We start from the raw sequence: 20034 nt of genomic DNA, 5'->3' as shown, positions 1-20034 counted from the left end.
TCCGCGCGCGCCGACGCCGCCGAATCCGCGGCGGCGGCCGGCTCAGCAGGATCCGCGCGTGCCGAGGTGCTCGCGATCGGGCACGACGTCGTCGGCCGATGCCGTGAGCACCAACCGGTCCTCGGAGACCTCGACGCCCGTGACGTCGAACCCGGCCGGCAGCCGGCTCGCCGCGCAGAGCGTGAGCGGTTCGCCGCCGAGCACGGCGTTCGTCACGAAGTCGGTGACGTCGATCCCGGGCCCGCCCGCGGTGCCGATCTCGATCGCCGTCGGGGTGAGCAGCACGTAGGGGCCCGCCGCCTCGGCCTCGGCGGTCGCCGAGTACTCGATGCCGAAGCCCAGGACCTCGATCGTGCGCCGGTAACCGACGACGCCGTCGCCGAGCACGAAGCCGCCGATGACGTCCGCATCGGTCACGGCGGCGTTGAGCGCGTCCTCGCTGAGCTCGAGCGTCGCCTCGACGTGGCCGATCGGACCGTCGAGGCGGACCGGGACGTCCGAGAGGACGAGCCGGGCGTCGACCGGGATGCCGTTCACGGTCAGGTCCGGGCCATCCACGACGACTTCCGACACGGTGCCGGAGACGGCCTGGGCGAGGACCGAGAACCCGCCGATCGACACGTCGACGTCGCCCTCGACCCCGTCGGGCAGCTGCTGCTCGACGCGGTCGGCCGCGACCTGCTCGACGATGCCGCGCGCGACGATGTCGGCGACGACCAGGAGCGCCGCCACGACGAGCACGATGATGCCCGCGACGAGCCATCCTCGCCCGCGGCGTCGCGGAGGCGGGGCATCCTCGTACGGATCGATCACCTGCGTGTCGGCCACGGCCCTCCTCGGAGTCGACGTTCGCGTCGGCGTCCGATCAGACTAGGCGATCCGCGGCCCCGATCGCCTGCGCGCGGGGTCGGACGCTCACATCCGCTCGGGCGCGGACACGCCGAGCAGGTGGAGCCCGTTCCGGATGACCTGGCCGGTCGCGTCGTTCAGCCACAGGCGCGTGCGCTGCAGGTCGCCGACGGGCTCGTCGCCGAGCGGGAGGACGCGGCAGTTGTCGTACCAGCGATGGAAGAGGCCCGCGAGCTCCTCGACGTACCGGGCGACGCGGTGGGGCTCCCGCAGCTCGGCCGCCTGCGCGACCACGCGCGGGAACTCCTGCAGTGCGCCGAGGAGGGCCGACTCCGCCTCGTGCTCGAGCAGCTCGGGCGCGAACGTGGAGTGGTCGACGCCCGCGGCGAGCGCGTTGCGGGCGACCGCCGCCGTGCGGGCGTGCGCGTACTGCACGTAGAACACGGGGTTGTCGTTCGTCCGCCGCTTCAGGAGGTCGGGGTCGATCGAGAGCGGCGAGTCGGCCGGATACCGCGCGAGCGTGTAGCGCAGCGCGTCCGTGCCGAGGTCGGCCTGCAGGTCGTCGAGCTCGATGATGTTGCCCGCGCGCTTGGACAGCTTCGCGCCGTTCACGCTCACGAGCTGGCCGATCAGGACCTCGATGTCGCGCTCGGGGTCGTCGCCCGCGGCGCCCGCGAGCGCCTTCAGCCGGTGGACGTAGCCGTGGTGGTCGGCGCCGAGCAGGTAGATCTTGTGCTCGTAGCCGCGGTCGCCCTTGTCGAGGTAGTACGCGGCGTCGGCGGCGAAGTAGGTGTAGACGCCGTTGCCGCGACGGATGACCCGGTCCTTGTCGTCGCCGAAGTCGGTGGTCTGCACCCACACGGCGTCGTCCAGGTCGTAGACGTGCCCCTGCGCGCGGAGGCGCTCGACGGCCGCGTCGATCGCCGACACGCCCTCGTCGTCCCTGGCGTGCAGCCGCCGCTCGCTGGTCCACACGTCGAAGTGCACGTTGAAGCGCGCGAGGGAGGACTGGATCTCGGCGAGCTGGAGCTCGTAGGCGATCTCGCGGGCGGTGTGCAGCGCGACGTCGTCGTCGAGGTCGAGGAGGTGCGGCTCGCGCTCGAGCACCTGCGCGGCGAGGTCGGCGATGTACTGCCCGGGATAGCCGCCCTCGGGGGTCGGCTCGCCCTTCGCCGCGGCGAGCACGGAGTCGCCGAAGGTGTCCATCTGGTTGCCGGCGTCGTTGATGTAGTACTCGTTCGCCACGTCGGCGCCCGCCGCGCGGAGCACGCGGCCGATCGCGTCGCCGAGCGCCGCCCAGCGCGTGTGGCCGATGTGGAGCGGCCCGGTCGGGTTGGCCGACACGAACTCGAGGTTGATGCGTCGGCCCGCCTGGGTCTCGCCGTGGCCGTACGCCGCACCGGCGTCGACGATCGCCTTCGCGAGCGCGCCGGCGGCAGCGGCGTCGAGCCGGATGTTGATGAACCCCGGTCCGGCGACCTCGGCGCTCTGGACGCCGTCGACCGCGGCGAGCCCCTCGGCCAGCTCGGCCGCGAGCTCGCGCGGGTTCGCGCCGAACGGCTTGGCGATCCGCAGCGCGATGCTCGAGGCCCAGTCGCCGTGCTCGCGGAGCTTGGGACGCTCGAGCGTCACCTGCTCGGGCGTGAGGTCGAGCACGACCTCCGCTCCCGCCGCGCGTCGTCGTTCCGCCGATGCGGTCACGAGGTCGAACAGGGTGCGCGAGAGATCGGCGGGAGTCACCGCCCTATCCTACCGGCCGTGGTTGGTAGGGTTCCGCCATGCTCCGCTCCCCTCGCAGGCCCCGGCGCCCCCTCATCGCACCCGTGCTCGGCGCGGTCCTCCTCGCCTCGGCGCTCGCCGGCTGCGGCACCGCCGACCCCGCGGAGACCGCCGAGCCGACGCCCGACGCGACGTCCGCCGCGACGCCCGGCGCCACCGCGACGACGGATCCGTCCGCGACGCCCGAGGCGCCCGCGCCCACGCCCTTCGAGATCGCGTGCGATGCCCTGCTGACCGCCGAGCAGGTCTACGCGTTCAACCCGAACGTCGGCGTCGCGCCCGACTACGAGCCCGAGGGATCCACGATCCTGGCCGTCGTCGACGCGGGCGGCACGGCCTGCGGCTGGACCAACCAGACCAGCGGGGAGCTGATCGAGATCGCCGTCGCGAAGCCGGGCGACGAGCCGCTCGAGGCCGCCGCGAACACCGCCGCGGCCGCGCGCACGGCGGTGCCGACCTACGGCACCCCGCCGGCCGTCGAGGGCTACTTCTCGAGCACCGGACGCGGCGGGACCGCGGAGGTCATCACGGGTCCGTACTGGATCGTCGTCGAGTCCGCGGCCCTGTTCGAACCCGGCGACGCAGCGCCGCTCATCGAGGCGGTCATGGGCAACCTGCCGCCTGCCTGAGCGGTCGGGAGCACCACCGCGAGGTGGTAATGTGGCTGGCTGTGCGCCTCCGTAGCTCAGGGGATAGAGCGCCGGTTTCCGGTACCGTAGGTCGGGGGTTCGAATCCCTCCGGGGGCACGTCTCGACGGCCGGATCCGCTTCGCGGATCCGGCCGTTCCGCGTTTCCGGCGGTCGCCGATTCGCTCGTCCCCGGCGGTGCCGCACGCCCCTCCCGGTGTCCTAGACTCGGCAGCATCCGCTCTGGGAACGGGGGAACGCGCTGGTGCTTGGGTCTCGACGCAGGGTGTCCGCGCTGTTCGGGGCCGCGCTCGTCGCCGCGTCCGTCTGGGTCGCCTCGCCGGCCCACGCCGAGGACCCGGTGGAGTTCGGCTCGTCGCCCGTCGTCGACACCGTCGACGCGCTCGGCGACCGGGCCGACGAGGTCGAGCGCGCGATCGACGAGGCCGCCGACCGGAGCGGCCGACAGCTGTTCGTCGCCTACGTCTCGACGTTCGAGAACCCCGAGGCCGCCGACCAGTGGGCCAACGACACGGCCATCGCGAACGGCATGGGCGACGAGGACTACCTGCTCGCCGTCGCGGTCGACGGCCGCCAGTACTACCTCTCGGCCGCGAACGGCGCCTCGCTGTCGCCCGACGAGATCCAGCGGATCGCGACCGAGGTGGTCGAGCCGCACCTGCGCGACGACGACTGGGCCGGCGCCGCGATCGCGGCCGCCGAGGCCCTCGGTGGCGGCGGATCGGGCGGCTGGGGCATCCTCTGGTTCATCGTCGGCGCGGTCGTCGTGGTCGCCGGCATCGTGTTCCTGATCGGGATGCTCCGCCGCCGGCGCGGGCCCGCGCGCACCCCGGTCGCTGCGGGAGGCGGCACGCCCGCCCCGCCGCCCGTGCCCGTCGAGGAGCTCCGGCGTCACGCGGGCAGCGCGCTCGTCGCGGTCGACGACGCCGTGCGCACGAGCGAGGACGAGCTCGGCTTCGCGGTCGCCGCGTACGGCGATGAGGCGACCGCCGGGTTCCGCACCGCGCTCGACGCCGCCAAGGCGAAGGTGACCGAGGCGTTCGCGCTCCAGCAGCGACTCGACGACGCCGAACCCGACACCGACGACCAGCGCCGCGAGTGGTACGGCGCGATCGTCCGGCTCGCGTCCGAGGCCGACGCCGCGCTCGACGCCGAGGCCGAGCGCTTCGACGCGCTGCGCGACCTCGAACGCAACGCGAAGCCCGAGCTCGAGCGGGTCCGCGGCCTCGTGGCGCAGGCGCGCGCGGGCGCGCCCGCCATCGCCTCGCGGCTCGCCGCGCTCGGCGAGGTGTACGCGCCGGAGGCGCTCGCCTCGGTGGCCGACAACCCCGACCAGGCCGCGTCGCGCGCGACGTTCGCCGAGCAGGCCGTGCAGGCCGCCGACGCCGCGCTGGCCGCCGGCGACACCGCGCGTGCCGCGGTCGCGATCCGGGGGGCCGAGGAGGCGGTCGACCAGGCGACGCTGCTCGGCGACGCCGTCGACGCGCTCGGCACCTCCCTGCGGGAGGGCGACGCCGCGCTGGCCGCGGGAGTGGCCGACCTCGAGGCCGACGTGCGCACCGCGAGGTCGCTCGACGCGTCGGGCCTCGCGAGCGTCGCCGACGCGACCGAGGCCGAGGCCGCGTCGCTGCGGACCGCGCTCGCGACCCCGGGCCGCCGACTGGTCGAACTCCAGGCCCGCCTCGACGCGGCCAACCGAGCGATCGACTCCGCGATCGGCGCGGCCAGGGACGCCGCCGAACGCGTCGCGCGCGCGACCGCCGAACTCGACCGCGCGATCCTCGGCGCGCGCGCGCAGGTGCAGTCCGCCGAGAGCTACCTCACGGCCCGGCGCGGCGCGGTCGGGTCGGAGGCGCGGACCAGGCTCGCGGAGGCCGCGCGACTGCTCGCGCTCGCCGAGCAGTCCCGTGCGGCCGACCCCGCGGGCTCGCTCGCGAACGCGCAGCGCTCGGCCGGTCTCGCGGCCGAGGCCGCGCAGATCGCGCAGCGCGACGTCGGCGGGTTCGACGTGGGCGGATCGGGCATGGGATTCCCCGGCGCCGGGTACCCCGGCGGCGGCTCGAGCGGCGGGCGCGGGACCGGCGACATGATCGGCGCGGTCCTCGGGGGCATCCTCATCGACCAGGTGCTCGGCGGCGGGCGCGGCGGCGGATTCGGCGGCGGCGGCGGATTCGGCGGGTTCGGCGGCGGAGGAGGCGGCAGTCGCGGGGGCGGCTTCGGCGGCGGATTCGGCGGCGGGCGCTCGACCGGGAGCTTCGGCGGCAGCGGCACGCGCGGCCGGCGCGGAAGCGGCGGCCGGTTCTGACCGGTCGCGAGACGGAACGCAGAAGAAAGGGAAGCACGATGGTGAAGCAGTCGATCTTCGGACGGATCTCCCAGCTCGTCCGAGCCAACATCAACTCGCTCCTCGACCAGGCCGAGGACCCCGAGAAGATGCTCGACCAGATGGTCCGCGACTACACGAACTCGATCTCCGACGCGGAGGCGGCGATCGCCGAGACGATCGGCAACCTGCGCCTCCTCGAGGACGATCACCGCGAGGACGTCGACGCGGCCGTCGAATGGGGGCAGAAGGCCTTCGCCGCGAGCCGCAAGGCCGACGAGCTCCGTTCGGCCGGCGACGCGGCCGGCGCCGACAAGTTCGACAGCCTCGCGAAGGTCGCGCTCGGTCGACAGATCACGGCCGAGAACGAGGCGAAGGGGGCCGAGCCGCAGATCGCGTCGCAGACCGAGATCGTCGAGAAGCTCAAGGCGGGCCTCAACGGCATGAAGGAGAAGCTCGGCCAGCTCCAGAACAAGCGCAGCGAGCTCCTCGCCCGGGCGAAGACCGCCCAGGCGCAGCAGCAGGTGCACGCGGCCGTGAAGTCGGTCGACATCCTCGACCCGACGAGCGAGATCGGCCGCTTCGAGGAGAAGATCCGTCGCGAGGAGGCCAAGGCGCGCGGGCAGGCCGAGCTCGCGGCATCGAGCCTCGACGCCCAGTTCAACGAGCTCGACGACCTCGGCGAGCTCACCGAGGTCGACGCCCGGCTGGCCGCACTCAAGGCCGGCGGCACGCAGCAGTCGATCGGCGGCTGATCCGCGATGCCGGCGACCTTCGTCGTCGTGCCGGTCTGGCAGGGCGCCGGATCGGCCCGCGCGATGAGCCATGCGGACGGCGCCGAGGCCATCCGCGGCGACCTCCCGTCCGCCGCGACGATCGTGGTGGATGTCCCGGTCGAGGCGGGCGAGGCGCTCGAGACCGGCGTGCGACGGTACAGCGCGCTGCGGCGCGTCCGCGAGCGCACCGAAGAGGCGCTCGCGGGCGTCGCGGGCCTCGCGATCACGATCGGCGGCGACTGCGCCGCCTCGGTCGGCGCCGTCGCGCACGCGACCCGTCGCGGCGGCGGCCCGCTCGCGGTGCTCTGGCTCGATGCCCACCCCGACCTGCACACCCCGGAGACCTCGTCGTCGGGCAACTTCGGCGGGATGACCCTCCGGGCGATCGCGGGCGAGGGTGCCGAGGGGCTCGCGCTCGATGCGGCATCGCGCGTCGAGCCGGGCCGCATCGTGCTCGGCGGCGCGAGATCGATCGACGACGAGGAGGAGCGCTTCATCGCCGAGCACGGCATCGCGCTGCTCGAGGTCGCCGACCTCGCCGACCCGGCGCTCGTCGTGGCCGCGCTCGAGGCGACCGGGGCAGAACGCGTGTTCATCCACGTCGACCTCGACGTCCTCGATCCGTCGGCGCTCGCTGGGCTGTCGTACCCGCTCCCCTTCGGCGTCGACACGCCCGAGCTCGTCGCGCTGATCCGCGCGGTGACGGCGCGGTTCCCGCTCGCGGGCGCGGGGATCGCGGGCTTCGCGCCGGGCTCCCCGGAGCAGGCCACCGACGACCTGCCGGCCATCCTGCGCATCGTCGGCGCGCTCGCCTCGGGCGGGAGCACGACGAACGGCGACGGCGGCCGGCCGGCCGGCTGAGCGGGGCATCCCGTCAACCCCTGTCCTTCCGGCACCCGCGCTGCCTAGGCTGGGGCACGGCGCGTCCCGGAGGCGGGGCGTGCCCCGCGCGGGAACCGCCCCGTCGGGTCGGAGGATCGATGGAGGCGCCGATGGAGGGCACGACCGGCCACGAGGTGGATGTCATCGTGATCGGCGCGGGCCCGGTGGGCGAGAACGTCGCCGACCGGGCGCGCGCGGGCGGGCTCGAGGTCCTGGTCGTCGAGCACGAACTGCTCGGCGGCGAGTGCTCGTACTGGGCGTGCGTGCCGTCGAAGACGCTCCTGCGCAGCGGCGCGGCGCTCCGGGCCGCACGGCGGGTCCCCGGCGCCGCCGAGGCGGTGACGGGCGAGCTCGACGTGGCCGCCGTCCTGCGCCGTCGCGACGAGTTCGTGCACCACTGGGACGACTCGGGCGACGCGACCTGGCTCGAGGGCGTCGGGATCGCCCTGGCCCGAGGGCACGGCCGGCTCGCCGGACCGCGCCTCGTCGCCGTCGAGCACGACGACGCGACCACGACCTGGACGGCACGGCACGCGGTCGTCCTCTCGACCGGCAGCGACCCGTCGCTCCCCCGCATCGAGGGACTCGCCGACTCTCGCCCCTGGACCAGCCGCGACGCTACGGGCGCCCACGACGTGCCGGGTCGGCTCGCGATCATCGGCGGCGGCGTGACCGCGGTCGAGATCGCCACGGCGTACGCCGGGTTCGGCACCGAGGTGACCCTGCTCGCCCGCAGCGGGCTGCTCGGCGGCATGGAACCGTTCGCGGGCGAACTCGTCGCCGACGGGCTGCGCGCGCTCGGGGCATCCGTTCGGCTCGGCGTCACGCCCGACCGGGTGCACCGCGACGACGCGGGGCAGGTCGTGCTCGAGCTCGCCGGGCACGAGCCGATCGTCGCCGACGAGGTGCTCGTCGCGACCGGCCGGCGCCCCCGGACCGGCGACGTCGGGCTCGATTCGATCGGCCTCGAACCCGGTGCGTGGCTCGACGTCGACGACGCGCTCCGCGTGCGCGGGGTCGACGGCGGCTGGCTCTACGCGACCGGCGACGTGAACCGGCGCGCGCTGCTCACCCACCAGGGCAAGTACCAGGCGCGCGCCGCGGGCGACGGCATCGCCGCGCGGGCGACCGGCGCGCACGTGGACGACGGGCCGTGGGGCGTCCACGTCGCGACGGCCGACCACCGCGCGGTGCCGCAGGTCGTCTTCGGGGACCCCGAATGCGCCGCGGTCGGACTCACCGCGGCGCAGGCCGAGGAGGCGGGCATCGCGACCCGCGTGGTCGACGTCGGGATGGACGCGGCGAGCGGGACCGGCATCCACTCGGACGGCCCGCCGGGTCGTGCGCGCCTCGTCGTCGACGCCGAGCGCGGCACGGTCGTCGGCGCGACGTTCGTCGGGCAGGATGTCGCGGAGCTGATCCACGCCGCGACGGTCGCGATCGTGGGCGAGGTGCCCGTGGACCGGCTCTGGCACGCGGTGCCGTCGTTCCCGACCATGAGCGAGGTCTGGCTTCGGCTCCTCGAGGCCCTCGGGCGGCCCGAGGGCGGCCGGTGAGCGCGCCCGCGTCGGCGGTCGAGGCGCTCGATCGCCCCGTCTCGGCGGCTCGGCACGCGGCGCGGCCCCGACGACGCCTGCGCGTGCGGCTCACCGACTCGCCGATCAGCCGCATCGGGTTCTGGTGGGCGACGCTCGTCGGGTTCGCGTGGGGCCTGACCTGGAGCACCGGCCGCGTCGAGCTGCGGCACGGCCTGCTCGTGTTCACCGGCATGCCGAAGTGGACCTTCGGGCGGGGCGGATCCTGCGTGGGCGCGTGCTACCTCACCGACCGGAACGACGGCGAGAAGGTCCTCGGCCACGAGGTCGTGCACAAGCGGCAGTGGCAGCGATACGGCATGCTCTTCCCGCTGCTGTACCTCCTCGCCGGGCGCGACCCGCTGCGAAACCGGTTCGAGATCGAGGCCGGGCTCGAGGCCGGCGGATACGTGCGGGCGGACGGGAGCCCGAGGCATCCCGCCCGCCCGTCGCGGCGCCGTCGCGGCTAGCCGGCCAGCACGCCCGCGATCTGGTCGACGAGGAACGGGAAGCCGTTCTCCCAGTCGAAGCTCAGCGCGGTGGGCGGCGACACCGACGACACGGTCACCGGGTCGTAGACGTTGACGACCTGGCCGGCCGCGACCGCGGGGATCGCCTGGAGCTCGGGCTTGGTGAGGAACGCCTCGGCGGTCGCCTCGTCGCTCGAGAAGTTGATGACGAAGTCGGCGTCGAGCTTGTCGAGTTCCTCGTAGCTCAGCTCGTAGAAGAAGCCGCCGTCGCTCGAGTCGAGCGCGGCCACCGACGGCGCGACCTCGAGGCCGAGGCCCGTGAGCACCGAGACGCGCGCGTCGGCCTCGGTGTAGACGTAGATGAAGCCGTCGCCGTCCCAGATGCTGGCGAACGTCTTGCCCTCGAACTCGGGGTGCGCGGCGGCGTCGTCGGCGATGCCCTGCTCGATGTCGGCGAGCACCTGCTCGCCGGCGGCCGTGCGGCCGAGGGCCTGCGCGGTGAGCGAGATGGTGTCCTGCCACGAGGTGGTCCAGGCGGCGTCGGGGTACGCGACCGTCGGCGCGATCTCGCTCAGGGTCTCGTACTGCTCCTCGGTGAGGCCCGAGTACGGCGCGAGGATGACGTCGGGTGCGGCGTCGACGAACTCCTCGTAGGGCACGGTCGAGCCGCCCTCGGCGTCGGTGAGGACGGCGGGGTGCTCGACGCCGGCGGCGTCGTAGGCCTCCTCGACCCAGGGCAGCAGGTTGCCCTCGCCGACGGTCCAGGGCTGCTCGGCCACCGCGACGGGGTACACGCCGACTGCGATCGCGGCCTCGGTCGAACCCCAGCCCCAAGTTGCGACGCGCAGCGGCTCCTCGGCGATCTCGGTCGTGCCGAGCGCGTGCTCGACGGTGATCGGGAACTGGTCGGTCGCGGCCGACTCGGCCGCGGGGGCGGCCGCCTCGTCCTCGGGGGCGGCGCCGCCCGAGCAGGCGGTGAGCAGCGTCGCGGCAGCCGCGAGGGCGGCGACGGCGGTCAGGGATCGGCGAAGACGCACGAAGGCTCCTTGGTCGTTCAGGGGGGTGGACTGAGGCAAGCCTAACCTAAGTCGTCAGGATCCGCGTACCGGTGCGATCGGCACCACGAGCGGGCTGCCGACCACGGGGTCGGGCACGATGCGCGCCCGCAGCCCGAACGCGGCCTCCACCGTGGCATCCGTGATCACGTCGACCGGCGCGCCCTCGGCGACGATGCCGCCGTCGCGCATCACGACGATCCGGTCCGCGTACCTCGCGGCGAGGTTGAGCTCGTGCAGCACCATCACGACGGTCGTGCCGCGCTCGCGGTTCAACTGCGCGAGCAGGTCGAGCAGTTCCAGCTGATGCGTCAGGTCGAGGTACGTCGTCGGCTCGTCGAGCAGCACGATGTCGGTCTGCTGCGCGAGCACCATCGCGATCCAGACCCGCTGCCGCTGGCCGCCCGACAGCTCGTCGAGGCGCCGGCCCGCGAGGTCGGCGGTGCCGGTCGACGCGAGCGCCTCGGCGACCACCCGATCGTCGTCGCTGGAGTGCCGGCCGAACCAGCCCTGGTGCGGATAGCGGCCGCGCGCGACGAGGTCCGCGACGCGCACGCCGTCCGGCGCGACCGACGACTGCGGCAGCACGCCCACGATGCGCGCGAACTCGCGCCGTCCCATCGCCGCGGCGTCGCGACCGCCGACCGTGACCCGGCCCGCGTCGAGCGGGTGCAGGCCCGCGAGCCCGCGCAGCAGCGTCGACTTGCCGCACGCGTTCGGCCCGACGATGGCCGTCACCCGCCCCTCGGGGACCTCGAGGTCGAGCCCGTCGATGACCCTGCGGCCGTCGTACCCGAGCGACACCCCGTGGGCGCGGAGGGTCCGCTCCCCGCGGTCCCCGGGTCGGATGCTCCGGCGTGCACGCTCATGCGGCGCGCCTCCTCTCGTTCGCGGCCAGCAGCCACAGCAGGTACGGGGCGCCGACGATGCCCGTGACGATCCCGACGGGCGCGACGATTCCCGGGATCGCGTACTGCCCGATGACATCGGACGTGAGCGTGAGCGCGGCCCCGACGAACGCGGATGCCGCGAGCGCCGCGCCGCCGTTGCCGACGAGGGCGCGCGCGATCGCCGGTGCGACGAGCGCGACGAACGCGATCGGACCCGCCGCGGCCGTCGCGATCGCGACGAGCGCGACGGCGCCGAAGAGCAGGACCAGGCGCGCTCGGTCGGCCCGGACGCCGAGCCCGCGCGCGTGGTCGTCGCCGAGCGCGAGCGCGTCCATCGCGCGCGAGTTCGCGGCGACCAGGCCGACGAGGAGCGCCACGCCCGCGGCGAGCAGGCCGAGCTCCTCGCCGCGGATGTCGGAGACGTTGCCGACGGTCCAGGCGAGCGCCGCCTGCGCGCTCCGGATCTCGGCTCGCGCCAGGAGCCACGCGATGAGCGACCCCGCGACGTACGAGAACCCCACGCCGACGAGGACGAAGCGGATCCCGTGCAGGCCCTGCCGCCACGCGAGCGCCCAGATGCAGAGCGCCACCCCGAGCGCGCCCGCGAATGCGAAGCCCGCGACGGCCGCCCCGCCGAGCCCCAGGCCGAGCAGCGCCCAGACCGCGCCGAGGCTCGCGCCCTGCGAGATGCCCAGGATGTCCGGGCTCGCGAGGGGGTTCCGGAGCACCGCCTGGAACACCGCGCCCGCGAGCGCGAACGCGACGCCGCAGACGATCGCGGCGAGGATGCGCGGGAGCCGGAGCTGGAGGACCACGAACCGGTCGCCCCGGTCGCCCTGGCCGAGCAGCGCGAGCAGCACCCGGTCGGCCGTCACGCCCGCGGCGCCGAGGAGCAGCGCGACGATGCCGACGACGACCACGACGGCCGCGGCACCGCCGAGCACGATCCACCCTCGGCGGCGCTGCCGCGACCGGAGGCCGCCGATCGCGACGAGGACGCCGGCGTCGACGGCGGGAGCGGGAGCGGGAGCAGGGGCGGGGACGGCGGGCGCGGTCACGTCACACCCCCGCCACGGATCGACCGCGGGCGACCGCGATGAGCACGGGTGCGCCGATGACTGCGGCGACGACGCCGGCCTCGAGTTCGGCCGGCGCGGCGACGAACCGGCCGATGACGTCGGCCGTCAGCAGGAGCGCGGGTCCGAGCAGCAGCGAGATCGCGACGACCCACCGGGCGTCCGAACCCACGAGGCGGCGGGCGGCGTGCGGCACGACGAGGCCGATGAGCACGATCGGCCCGGCGAGCGCGGTCGCCGTCCCGGCGAGCAGGACGATCGCGGCGGCGGCGAGCGCGCGGGTCGTGCCGACGCGCTGGCCGAGGCCCCTGGCGACGTCGTCGCCGAGCGCGAGCCCGTTCAGGCGGTGCGCGAGCACGAACGCGAGCACCGTGCCAGCGAGCACGAACGGCCACAGCACGGCGGCCGTGTCGAGGCCGCGCCCGGTCAGCGAGCCGACGACCCAGAAGCGGTACTGCTCGAACGTGTCCGGGTCCCCGAGGAGGACGAGCGTGATGATCGGCGTGAGCAGCGCGGTGGTCGCGGCGCCCACGAGCGCGAGCCGGTCGGGTCGCGCGGCGCCGATCGCGAAGACGAGGACGGCCGCGAGCCCGGCGCCCGCGAACGCGAACCAGACGTAGCCGAGCGGCGAGGACACGCCGACGACCTGGATCGCGAGCACGACCGCGAGGGATGCGCCCGAGTTCAGCCCGAGCAGGCCGGGGTCGGCGATCGGGTTCCGCGTGACGCCCTGGATGAGCGCCCCGGCGAGCGCGAACGCGACGCCCGCGAGGAGGCCGATCACGGTGCGCGGCAGGCGGAGGTCGAGCACGATCTGGTGGGCGCGCACGTCGGGCTGCGGCGCGACGAGCGCGGTCCACACGTCGCCCGGGTCGAGTGCGCGCACGCCGAGCGCGAGGCTCGCGGCGACCGCGCCGACGAGGAGCACGAGGGCGAGGACGACGGCGAGGATGCGCCGGCCGCGGCCGTGACCGCGCGCAGCGCCGGTCCGAGCCGGCCCGGCGGACTCGAGGGTCGTGGACATCCGGTTCAGTCGACCTCGGCGCGGCCCATCCGCCAGTAGCCCATGAAGGCGACCCGGCGGCGGTCCAGGCCGGCCTCGGCGACGAGGTACCGCCGCAGGCCCTTGACGACGGATGCCTCGCCGGCGACCCAGGCGTAGACCCCGCCGTCGAGGCTCCGGCCCTCCGGGACGTCCCAGAGCAGCTCGGCGTCGATGTCGACGTCGTCGACCTCGGCGGGCATGCCGGTGCCGAGCATGAGCCGCGCGGCGCCGTCGCGCACGGCCGGGACGAGGCGCGCGCCGTGCTCGTCGCCCGGGCGGCGGCCGAGCCAGCGGACCGTCACGCCCGCGGGCGCGTCGACCGGCAGCGCGTCGTCGACGCTCGGCACCTCGATGAAGGCGCAGCCGCGCGCGTCGCGCGGGAGGTGCTCGAGGATGCTGCAGATCGCCGGTGCGGCGGTCTCGTCCCCTGCGAGGAAGACGGTGTCGACGTCGCCGGGACGCCAGTCGATGCCGAGCGCGCGCCCGGTGCTGCGGTCGTCGGGGCCGATGAGCACGACCTCGTGGCCGGGGGCTGCGCCCGACACCCAGCGCGACGCCGGGCCGCCGTCGCCGTGCAGGACGAAGTCGACGTCGACCTCGCGCTCGGCCTGGCGGACGGCGCGCACGGTGTAGGTGCGGAACGTGTTGCGGCGCGCCTCGGGCAGTTCGCGCCAGCGCGTGTACCAGTCCTCGCCGACGGGGAACGAGGCGAAGCCGTCGCCGGTCGCGACGAGGTCGTCCGGCAGCGGCAGGACGATCTTCACGCGCTGGTCCAGGCCCGCGGTGCCGAAGTGGACGAGGTCGTCGCCGCCGAACGTCACGCGGACGAAGCTCGAGCCCAGCAGCCGGATCCGGCGGACCGCGACGCGGTACGAGCGATAGGCCGGACGGACCTGCGTCCCGACGGCAGCTGAGGTAAGCATTACCTAAGTCTGACACATCCGCACGCGGGACCGCGACGCGGGTCCGGCACGCGCGCTCACCAGACCGGCGGACGCCGTCCCGCGATCCGGGCCGCCCGCTCGAGCTGCGCGGCGATCGCGAACAGGGTCTCCTCGCCGCCCGGCCGCCCGATCAACTGGACCGACACCGGCGGCCCCGACTCGGCCGGCCGGCCCGGCTCCACCAGCTCCACCGCGAGGACCGGCACCGTGAGCGCGGGCAGCCCCGCGACGTTCACGAACGACGTGAACGGCGTGAACCGGACCTGCTGCGCGAAGTTCTCCTCGCCGTCCTCCGCGTCGTACCAGCCCACCGGCCGGGGCGACTGGGCGAGCGCGGGCGTGAGGACCGCGTCGAACCCCGAGAACCGGCGGATGGTCCGCTGCTCGAACTCCGCGAGCCAGGCGATCGCCTCCGCGAGCTCGCGCGCGCCGAGCGCGCGACCCCGCCGGACGAGCCACGCGCTGAGCGGCTCGAGGAGGTCGAGGCGGTCGGCCTCGACCGGGATCGTCGCGGCCGAGGCCTGCCAGATCACGCGGAACGCGTCGGGATACCCCGGCTCGGGCGCGGGCGGGATCGCCTCGACGCCGTGGCCGAGGCGGTCCAGCAGCGCCGTCGCCGCCTCGACCGCGGCGAGCGCGGCGGGCCCGACGGCGACGTCGTACGCGAGGTCCCACGGCGAGTCCGCGAGCACGCCGACCTGGAACCGGCCCTCGCCGCGGATCGCGGCCCCGAGGTACGGCCCGTCGGTCCCGGGCGCGCGCACGGCGAACGGATGCCCCGCCGGGTACCCGACCGGCCCGACCAGGCCGTCGAGGAGGAGCGCCGCGTCGGCGACGGTGCGCGCGAGCGGGCCCACGACGCCGAGGCCCGCGAGGCGATCCAGCCCCGAACCCGACGGCACGCGCCCGCGCGACGGCTTCACGCCGACGACCCCGCAGCTCGCGGCCGGGATCCGGATCGACCCGCCGCCGTCGGACCCGGTCGCGAACGGGAGCATGCCCGCGGCGACCGCGGCCGCCGCTCCCCCGCTCGACCCGCCGGCTCCGAGCGCGACGTCCCACGGGTTCCGGGTCGCCCAGCCCGTCGCCGACTCGGTGTACGACGGCAGGCCGAACTCGGGCGCCCGCGTCCGCCCAAGGCTCACCGCGCCCGCCCGGTCGAGGTCGCGCACGAGTGCGTCCGAGGCATCCGGCACGAAGTCCGCGAACGCGCGGGACCCGAAGCCGGCCGGATGCCCGGCCCGCAGGTGCAGGTCCTTGTCGGCGAGCGGCATGCCCCAGAGCGGCGCGACGCGCGGCAGCTCGTGCTCGACGAGCGCCGCGCGCTCGAGCGCCGCCTCGCGCGCGACGTGCGCGAACGCGCCGACCTGCGGGTCCAGCCGCGCGATGCGGTCGAGGAACGCGCGGACCGCGTCGGTCGGCGAGGCTTCGCCGCGCTGGAGCGCCCGGTGCAGGTCGAGCGCGGTGAGCTCGTGGAGCTCGCTCACGCCTACTTCAGCGCCTTCTGCATGAGGACCGTGCCCAGCCACCGGCCGAACTTGAAGCCGACCCGGCCCATCCGCCCGATCTCCTTGAAGCCGAACTCCTCGTGCAGGTGGATCGACGCGTCGGCGCCCTGGTCGGCGATGACCGCGATCATCTCCTTCAGGCCCGCAGCCTTCGAGCGCGCGATGAGCTCACCGAGCAGCGCCCGCCCGAGCCCCTTCCCGGAGGCCGCGGGGCCGAGGTAGATCGAGTTCTCGACCGTGAACCGGTAGGCGCGCTTGGGCCGCCACGGCGCCACCAGGGCGTACCCGAGCAGCTGCCCGCTCGGCGACTCCGCCACCAGGAACGGCATCCCCTGCTTCTCGAGGGCGTGGAACTTCGCCTTCCACTCGCGCAGCGTCATGGCGTCCTCGTCGAAGGTCACCGTCGAGTTCGCGACGTAGTAGTTGTAGATCTCGCGGACCGCCGGCATGTCCTCGAGCCGGGCGTCGCGGATCACGTACGAGAACGGCGCCTCGGGCGGCTCGGGCCTGCGCAGGTGCGACGGCCGGACGCGCGCCGGCTGGTATTCCTCCTCGAGCACGCGGTCACCCTACCCCGTCGCCGTCGGCACCGTCGAGGCGCCAGTCGACGGGCGCGGCGCCCTGCTCGACGAGCAGCGCGTTCGCGCGGCTGAACGGACGGGAACCGAAGAACCCGCGCGATGCGCTGAGCGGGCTCGGATGCACCGACTCGATCGTCGGCGTGGCGCCGAGCAGGGGCTTCAGGGACTGCGCGTCGCGCCCCCAGAGGATCGCGACGAGCGGCGTGCCGCGCGCGACGAGCACGCGGATCGCATGGTCGGTGACCCGTTCCCAGCCCTTGCCCCGGTGCGAGGCGGGCTCGCCCGGACGGACCGTCAGCACGCGGTTCAGCAGCATCACGCCGTTCCGGCTCCACCCGCCGAGGTCGCCGTGCGCCGGCGCCGGCACGCCGAGGTCGTCCGCGAGCTCGCGGTAGATGTTCTGGAGGCTCCTCGGGATCGGCCGGACGTGCCGTTCGACCGCGAACGAGAGGCCGATCGGATGCCCCGGGGTCGGGTACGGGTCCTGGCCCACGATGAGCACGCGGACGTCCGCGAGCGGCGCCGCGAAGGCGCGCAGGACCCGGTCGCCGGCGGGGAGGTAGCCGCGCCCGGCGGCCGCCTCCGCGCGGAGGAACTCGCCCATCGCGGCGACGTCGGGCCCGACGGGCGCGAGCGCGTCGGCCCAGCCGGGATCGACCGCGCCGGCGTCGGCCAGCTGCGAGAGGGAGAGCGCCACCCGGGTCACGCGCCCATGGTCGAGACGACGACGCCCTGCTCGACGGGCAGCGCCCGCCACACGCTCCCGTGCCCCGCGACCTCGAGGCCGCCCTCGGCGACCACGAGCGCCGTGCGCTCGTCGATCGCGAGCCCGCCCTCGACGAGCCCCGCCTCGACCGCGGCGACGAGCCGCGAGAGCGTGCCCCACTGCGCGGCGTGCGCGTCGATCGCGACGTCCACGAGCCCGATCCCGGGTGCGACCGTCACCTCGTCGAGCCCCTCCGACGCGGCCTCGGGCGCGACCGGCACGCCGCCGATCCGCCAGCCGCCGATGATCGCGCGCTCGGCGGCGACCGCCGCGCCCGCCGAGAACCCGAGGTACGGCAGCCCCGCTGCCACCTGCCGGCGCAGCTCGCCGAAGACCGGCTCGAGCGCATCCCGGTACTCGGGCGTGGCGCCGCCGCCGACCACGACGCCGTCGACGTCGGCGAACGCACCGGCCGGCACCTCGCCGCCCGACGGCACGGCGACGACGGCCGCGTCGACGACCTCGGGCACGACGCCGCCGCCCGCGATCGCGATCACGAGCTCGTCGGCGTGCGCCGCGGCGCCCTCGCCGACCACGACGATCGCGATGCGCGGGACCGGCCGGCCCGAGGCATCCGCCGCTCGTCCCGCTGCGCGGGCGCGGACCCGCGCCTCGGCGACGAACGCGCGGTACTCGGCGCCGTCCGGGCGCTCGGCCCACCCGCCTCCGACCAGGTGCACGCTCATGCCACGACCTCCTCGACCTCGACCTCGACCGGCGGCAGCGCCGACCAGGGGAACACGATCCAGTGCGGCGTCTCGCGCAGCACGTAGTCGGGCACCGCGATCGTGCGCGGCTTCACGAACAGCGTGGCGCTGCGGACCTCGGCGCCGGCGTCCGCGAGCAGCGCGGTCACCTTCGCGAGCGTGTGCCCGGAGTCCGACACGTCGTCGACGAGCAGGACCCGCTTGCCCAGCACCGCGGGGACGTCGAGCATCGGCGGGTGCAGGATCGGCTCGGGCAGCCGTTCGTCGACACCCGTGTAGAACTCGACGTTGATCGAGCCGCACATCTTGGTGCCGAGCGCGTAGGCGATCGCACCGGCGAGCACGAGCCCGCCGCGCGCGATCGCGATCACGAGCTCGGGCCGGTAGCCGGAGCGGAGCACGTCGGCCGCGAGGGTGCGGGCGGCCTCTCCGAACTCGTCCCAGCGGAGGATCTCGCGATGCACGCCGTCGGAGTCCGCGGCGGCATCGTCTGCGTCGAAGGTCATGCTGGAAGGCTAGCCGGATGCCCCGCCCCGGGCATCGCCCGCATCCGCGTCCGCCGAGCGGTCCGACGAGTCGGGGTCGTCCTCGTCGTCGACCGCGAGCACGCTCGCCGCGTCGAAGCTCGGCCGCCCCTCGAACGCCGCGGTCGAGGTCGTGAGCGTGTCCACGTGCTCGTGCCGGTTGCGCTCGACGGCCGCGAGCCGCTCGTTGAGCACCGAGACGACCGTCGCCGAGGCGACGCCGAGGATCGCGATGCCGCCGATCATGAGCGTCACCGCATAGATGCGCCCGAGGGTCGTGATCGGGTACGTGTCGCCGTACCCGACGGTCGCGAGCGTCACGACCGCCCACCAGATCGAGTCGCCGAACGTGGTGATGTTCGCACCGGGGGCGTCCCGTTCGACCTGCAGCGTCGCGAGCGCGATGAAGTAGATGAACACGATCGCGTACGAGAACGCGAGGGTCAGGAACTTCGCGCGGATCGCGTCGCGGCTGCGCCGCCGGAAGTACTCGACCCGCTGGACGAGGGCGACGACGCGGAACGCGCGGAAGACGGGCAGGACGCCCGAGAGCACGTCGACCGGATGCCGGAACATCCAGCGCAGCCGCTCACCGCGCGGCGTGAGCGCGACCCGCACGACGACGTCGACGAAGAACACGAACCAGACGATGAGGAGGAACACGCCGAGCACGGTCCCGATCGGGTCGGGCGCGTGCGGCAGGAGCACGAACACCGAGTAGGCGACGACGAACCCGACCCCGAGCACCGCGAGCAGCGTCGTGGTCCGGTCCTCCCACGCGCGCCGGCGTGCGGCGTCGTCGGGGGGATGCTCCGGCGGATGCTCCCGCCCGGCACTCATCGGGCGCCCGCGTCCCGGACCGCGAGCGGTCCCTTCGCGACCAGGTGCGGAGCCGACTGGGCGACCGGCTTCACGACGATGAGGTCGAGGTCGACGTGCCGCGGGCGCGTGACCGCGTCGACCACCACGTCGGCGATGTCCTCGGCGACGAGGGGTTCGAGCACGTCGGAGTACACCGCGTCGGCCCGGGCCCGGTCGCCGCGGAAGCGGTTGAGGGCGAACTCGTCGGTCTTCACCATGCCGGGCGCGACCTCGATCACGCGGATCGGCTCGCCGTTGAGCTCGAGCCGCAGCACCGCGGTGAGTGCGTGCTGGGCGAACTTCGCGGCGTTGTACCCGCCGCCGCCGAGGTACGCGATGTGCCCGGCGATCGACGTCATGTTCACGATGTCGGCGACGCCCCGGCCGTCCGGCGCGGCCGCGGCCCGGCGCAGCAGCGGCAGCAGCGCGCTCGTCACGCGCTTGGTGCCGAGCACGTTGACCTCGAACATCCACCGCCAGTCGTCGGCGTCGGACGCCTCGACGCTCTCCAGCCCCCGCGCGCCGCCCGCGTTGTTCACGAGCGCGTCGACCGCCCCGGTCGAAGCGAGGTGGTCGCGCAGGCGGTCGACGTCGGCCTGGTCGGTCACGTCGGCGACGAACGCGGATGCCCCGGTCTCGTCGGCGAGCGCGCGGAGCCGGTCCTCGCGGCGGGCGACGGCGACCACGTCCCATCCCGCCGCCCGGAACGCGCGCACCGTGGCGGCGCCGATCCCCGAACTCGCTCCCGTGACCACCGCTCGCATCCGCTCCATGGG

General features: G+C 74.9%; 20 protein-coding genes and 1 tRNA gene. 7 read left to right on the top strand and 14 right to left on the bottom strand.

Annotation, left to right across the window (positions count from 1 at the left end; genetic code table 11):
- Nucleotides 1–42: 42 nt before the first annotated feature.
- On the bottom strand, nucleotides 43–828 hold the full coding sequence (locus tag ACDF64_RS11385; protein ID WP_394551361.1) for a DUF2993 domain-containing protein: 786 nt from the start codon (nucleotides 826–828) through the stop codon (nucleotides 43–45).
- Between the two features lie 87 nt (nucleotides 829–915).
- Entirely contained in the window at nucleotides 916–2589 is a 1674-nt protein-coding gene (argS, locus tag ACDF64_RS11380; RefSeq protein ID WP_394551359.1) for an arginine--tRNA ligase, read from the bottom strand.
- Nucleotides 2590–2627: 38 nt separating this feature from the next.
- Between argS and ACDF64_RS11375 the strand changes: the two genes are divergently transcribed.
- From ACDF64_RS11375 to ACDF64_RS11345, 7 genes are all read left to right on the top strand, one after another.
- On the top strand, nucleotides 2628–3257 hold the full coding sequence (locus tag ACDF64_RS11375) for an iron ABC transporter ATP-binding protein (protein ID WP_394551357.1): 630 nt from the start codon (nucleotides 2628–2630) through the stop codon (nucleotides 3255–3257).
- A gap of 45 nt (nucleotides 3258–3302) precedes the next feature.
- Nucleotides 3303–3375 (top strand) — tRNA-Arg (locus ACDF64_RS11370).
- Between the two features lie 166 nt (nucleotides 3376–3541).
- The gene (locus ACDF64_RS11365) at nucleotides 3542–5581 is read left to right on the top strand and encodes a TPM domain-containing protein (protein ID WP_394551355.1); all 2040 of its coding nucleotides are present in this window, start codon (nucleotides 3542–3544) and stop codon (nucleotides 5579–5581) included.
- Between the two features lie 38 nt (nucleotides 5582–5619).
- Nucleotides 5620–6354, top strand: coding sequence for a PspA/IM30 family protein (locus ACDF64_RS11360; RefSeq protein ID WP_394551353.1), 735 nt, complete (start codon nucleotides 5620–5622; stop codon nucleotides 6352–6354).
- Nucleotides 6355–6360: 6 nt separating this feature from the next.
- Nucleotides 6361–7236 carry an arginase family protein gene (locus ACDF64_RS11355; RefSeq protein WP_394551351.1) on the top strand — a complete coding sequence of 292 codons (876 nt, stop codon included), beginning with the start codon at nucleotides 6361–6363 and terminating at the stop codon, nucleotides 7234–7236.
- Between the two features lie 131 nt (nucleotides 7237–7367).
- Nucleotides 7368–8813, top strand: coding sequence for a dihydrolipoyl dehydrogenase family protein (locus ACDF64_RS11350; protein WP_394551350.1), 1446 nt, complete (start codon nucleotides 7368–7370; stop codon nucleotides 8811–8813).
- Nucleotides 8810–9301, top strand: coding sequence for a Fe-S oxidoreductase (locus ACDF64_RS11345; protein WP_394551349.1), 492 nt, complete (start codon nucleotides 8810–8812; stop codon nucleotides 9299–9301). The genes ACDF64_RS11350 and ACDF64_RS11345 overlap by 4 nt, the downstream gene beginning before the upstream one ends.
- Here the strand turns inward: ACDF64_RS11345 and ACDF64_RS11340 are convergent.
- The 12 genes from ACDF64_RS11340 to ACDF64_RS11285 form a co-directional block, all read right to left on the bottom strand.
- The gene (locus tag ACDF64_RS11340) at nucleotides 9298–10338 is read right to left on the bottom strand and encodes an iron-siderophore ABC transporter substrate-binding protein (protein WP_394551347.1); all 1041 of its coding nucleotides are present in this window, start codon (nucleotides 10336–10338) and stop codon (nucleotides 9298–9300) included. The genes ACDF64_RS11345 and ACDF64_RS11340 overlap by 4 nt on opposite strands.
- Before the next feature lie 54 nt (nucleotides 10339–10392).
- Entirely contained in the window at nucleotides 10393–11160 is a 768-nt protein-coding gene (locus ACDF64_RS11335; RefSeq protein WP_394551346.1) for an ABC transporter ATP-binding protein, read from the bottom strand.
- Nucleotides 11161–11221: 61 nt separating this feature from the next.
- Entirely contained in the window at nucleotides 11222–12304 is a 1083-nt protein-coding gene (locus ACDF64_RS11330) for a FecCD family ABC transporter permease (RefSeq protein ID WP_394551345.1), read from the bottom strand.
- Nucleotide 12305: 1 nt separating this feature from the next.
- Nucleotides 12306–13346, bottom strand: a complete 1041-nt coding sequence (locus ACDF64_RS11325) for a FecCD family ABC transporter permease (protein ID WP_394551344.1) — start codon at nucleotides 13344–13346, stop codon at nucleotides 12306–12308.
- Between the two features lie 5 nt (nucleotides 13347–13351).
- A complete protein-coding gene (locus ACDF64_RS11320) occupies nucleotides 13352–14290 on the bottom strand; it encodes a siderophore-interacting protein (protein ID WP_394551342.1) in 939 nt (312 codons plus the stop codon).
- Nucleotides 14291–14346: 56 nt separating this feature from the next.
- A complete protein-coding gene (locus ACDF64_RS11315; RefSeq protein WP_394551341.1) occupies nucleotides 14347–15798 on the bottom strand; it encodes an amidase in 1452 nt (483 codons plus the stop codon).
- A 2-nt stretch (nucleotides 15799–15800) separates the two neighbouring features.
- Nucleotides 15801–16379, bottom strand: coding sequence for a GNAT family N-acetyltransferase (locus tag ACDF64_RS11310; RefSeq protein WP_394551339.1), 579 nt, complete (start codon nucleotides 16377–16379; stop codon nucleotides 15801–15803).
- A 4-nt stretch (nucleotides 16380–16383) separates the two neighbouring features.
- Nucleotides 16384–17097 (bottom strand): uracil-DNA glycosylase, encoded by a 714-nt coding sequence (locus ACDF64_RS11305; RefSeq protein WP_394555120.1) that lies wholly within the window; start codon nucleotides 17095–17097, stop codon nucleotides 16384–16386.
- 5 nt (nucleotides 17098–17102) lie between these two features.
- Nucleotides 17103–17852, bottom strand: a complete 750-nt coding sequence (locus tag ACDF64_RS11300) for a Type 1 glutamine amidotransferase-like domain-containing protein (RefSeq protein ID WP_394551337.1) — start codon at nucleotides 17850–17852, stop codon at nucleotides 17103–17105.
- Nucleotides 17849–18379 (bottom strand): phosphoribosyltransferase, encoded by a 531-nt coding sequence (locus ACDF64_RS11295; protein ID WP_394551335.1) that lies wholly within the window; start codon nucleotides 18377–18379, stop codon nucleotides 17849–17851. Before ACDF64_RS11295 ends, ACDF64_RS11300 begins: the two co-directional genes overlap by 4 nt.
- A 9-nt stretch (nucleotides 18380–18388) precedes the next feature.
- Nucleotides 18389–19237 carry a potassium channel family protein gene (locus tag ACDF64_RS11290; protein WP_394551333.1) on the bottom strand — a complete coding sequence of 283 codons (849 nt, stop codon included), beginning with the start codon at nucleotides 19235–19237 and terminating at the stop codon, nucleotides 18389–18391.
- Nucleotides 19234–20031, bottom strand: coding sequence for an SDR family oxidoreductase (locus tag ACDF64_RS11285; protein ID WP_394551331.1), 798 nt, complete (start codon nucleotides 20029–20031; stop codon nucleotides 19234–19236). Before ACDF64_RS11285 ends, ACDF64_RS11290 begins: the two co-directional genes overlap by 4 nt.
- Between the last annotated feature and the right edge of the window lie 3 nt (nucleotides 20032–20034).

This window comes from Agromyces sp. MMS24-JH15, from assembly GCF_043518605.1.
Lineage (GTDB): Bacteria > Actinomycetota > Actinomycetes > Actinomycetales > Microbacteriaceae > Agromyces.
The sequence above is the reverse complement of the archived record's forward strand: the minus strand, read 5'-3'. Positions and strand labels throughout refer to the sequence as shown.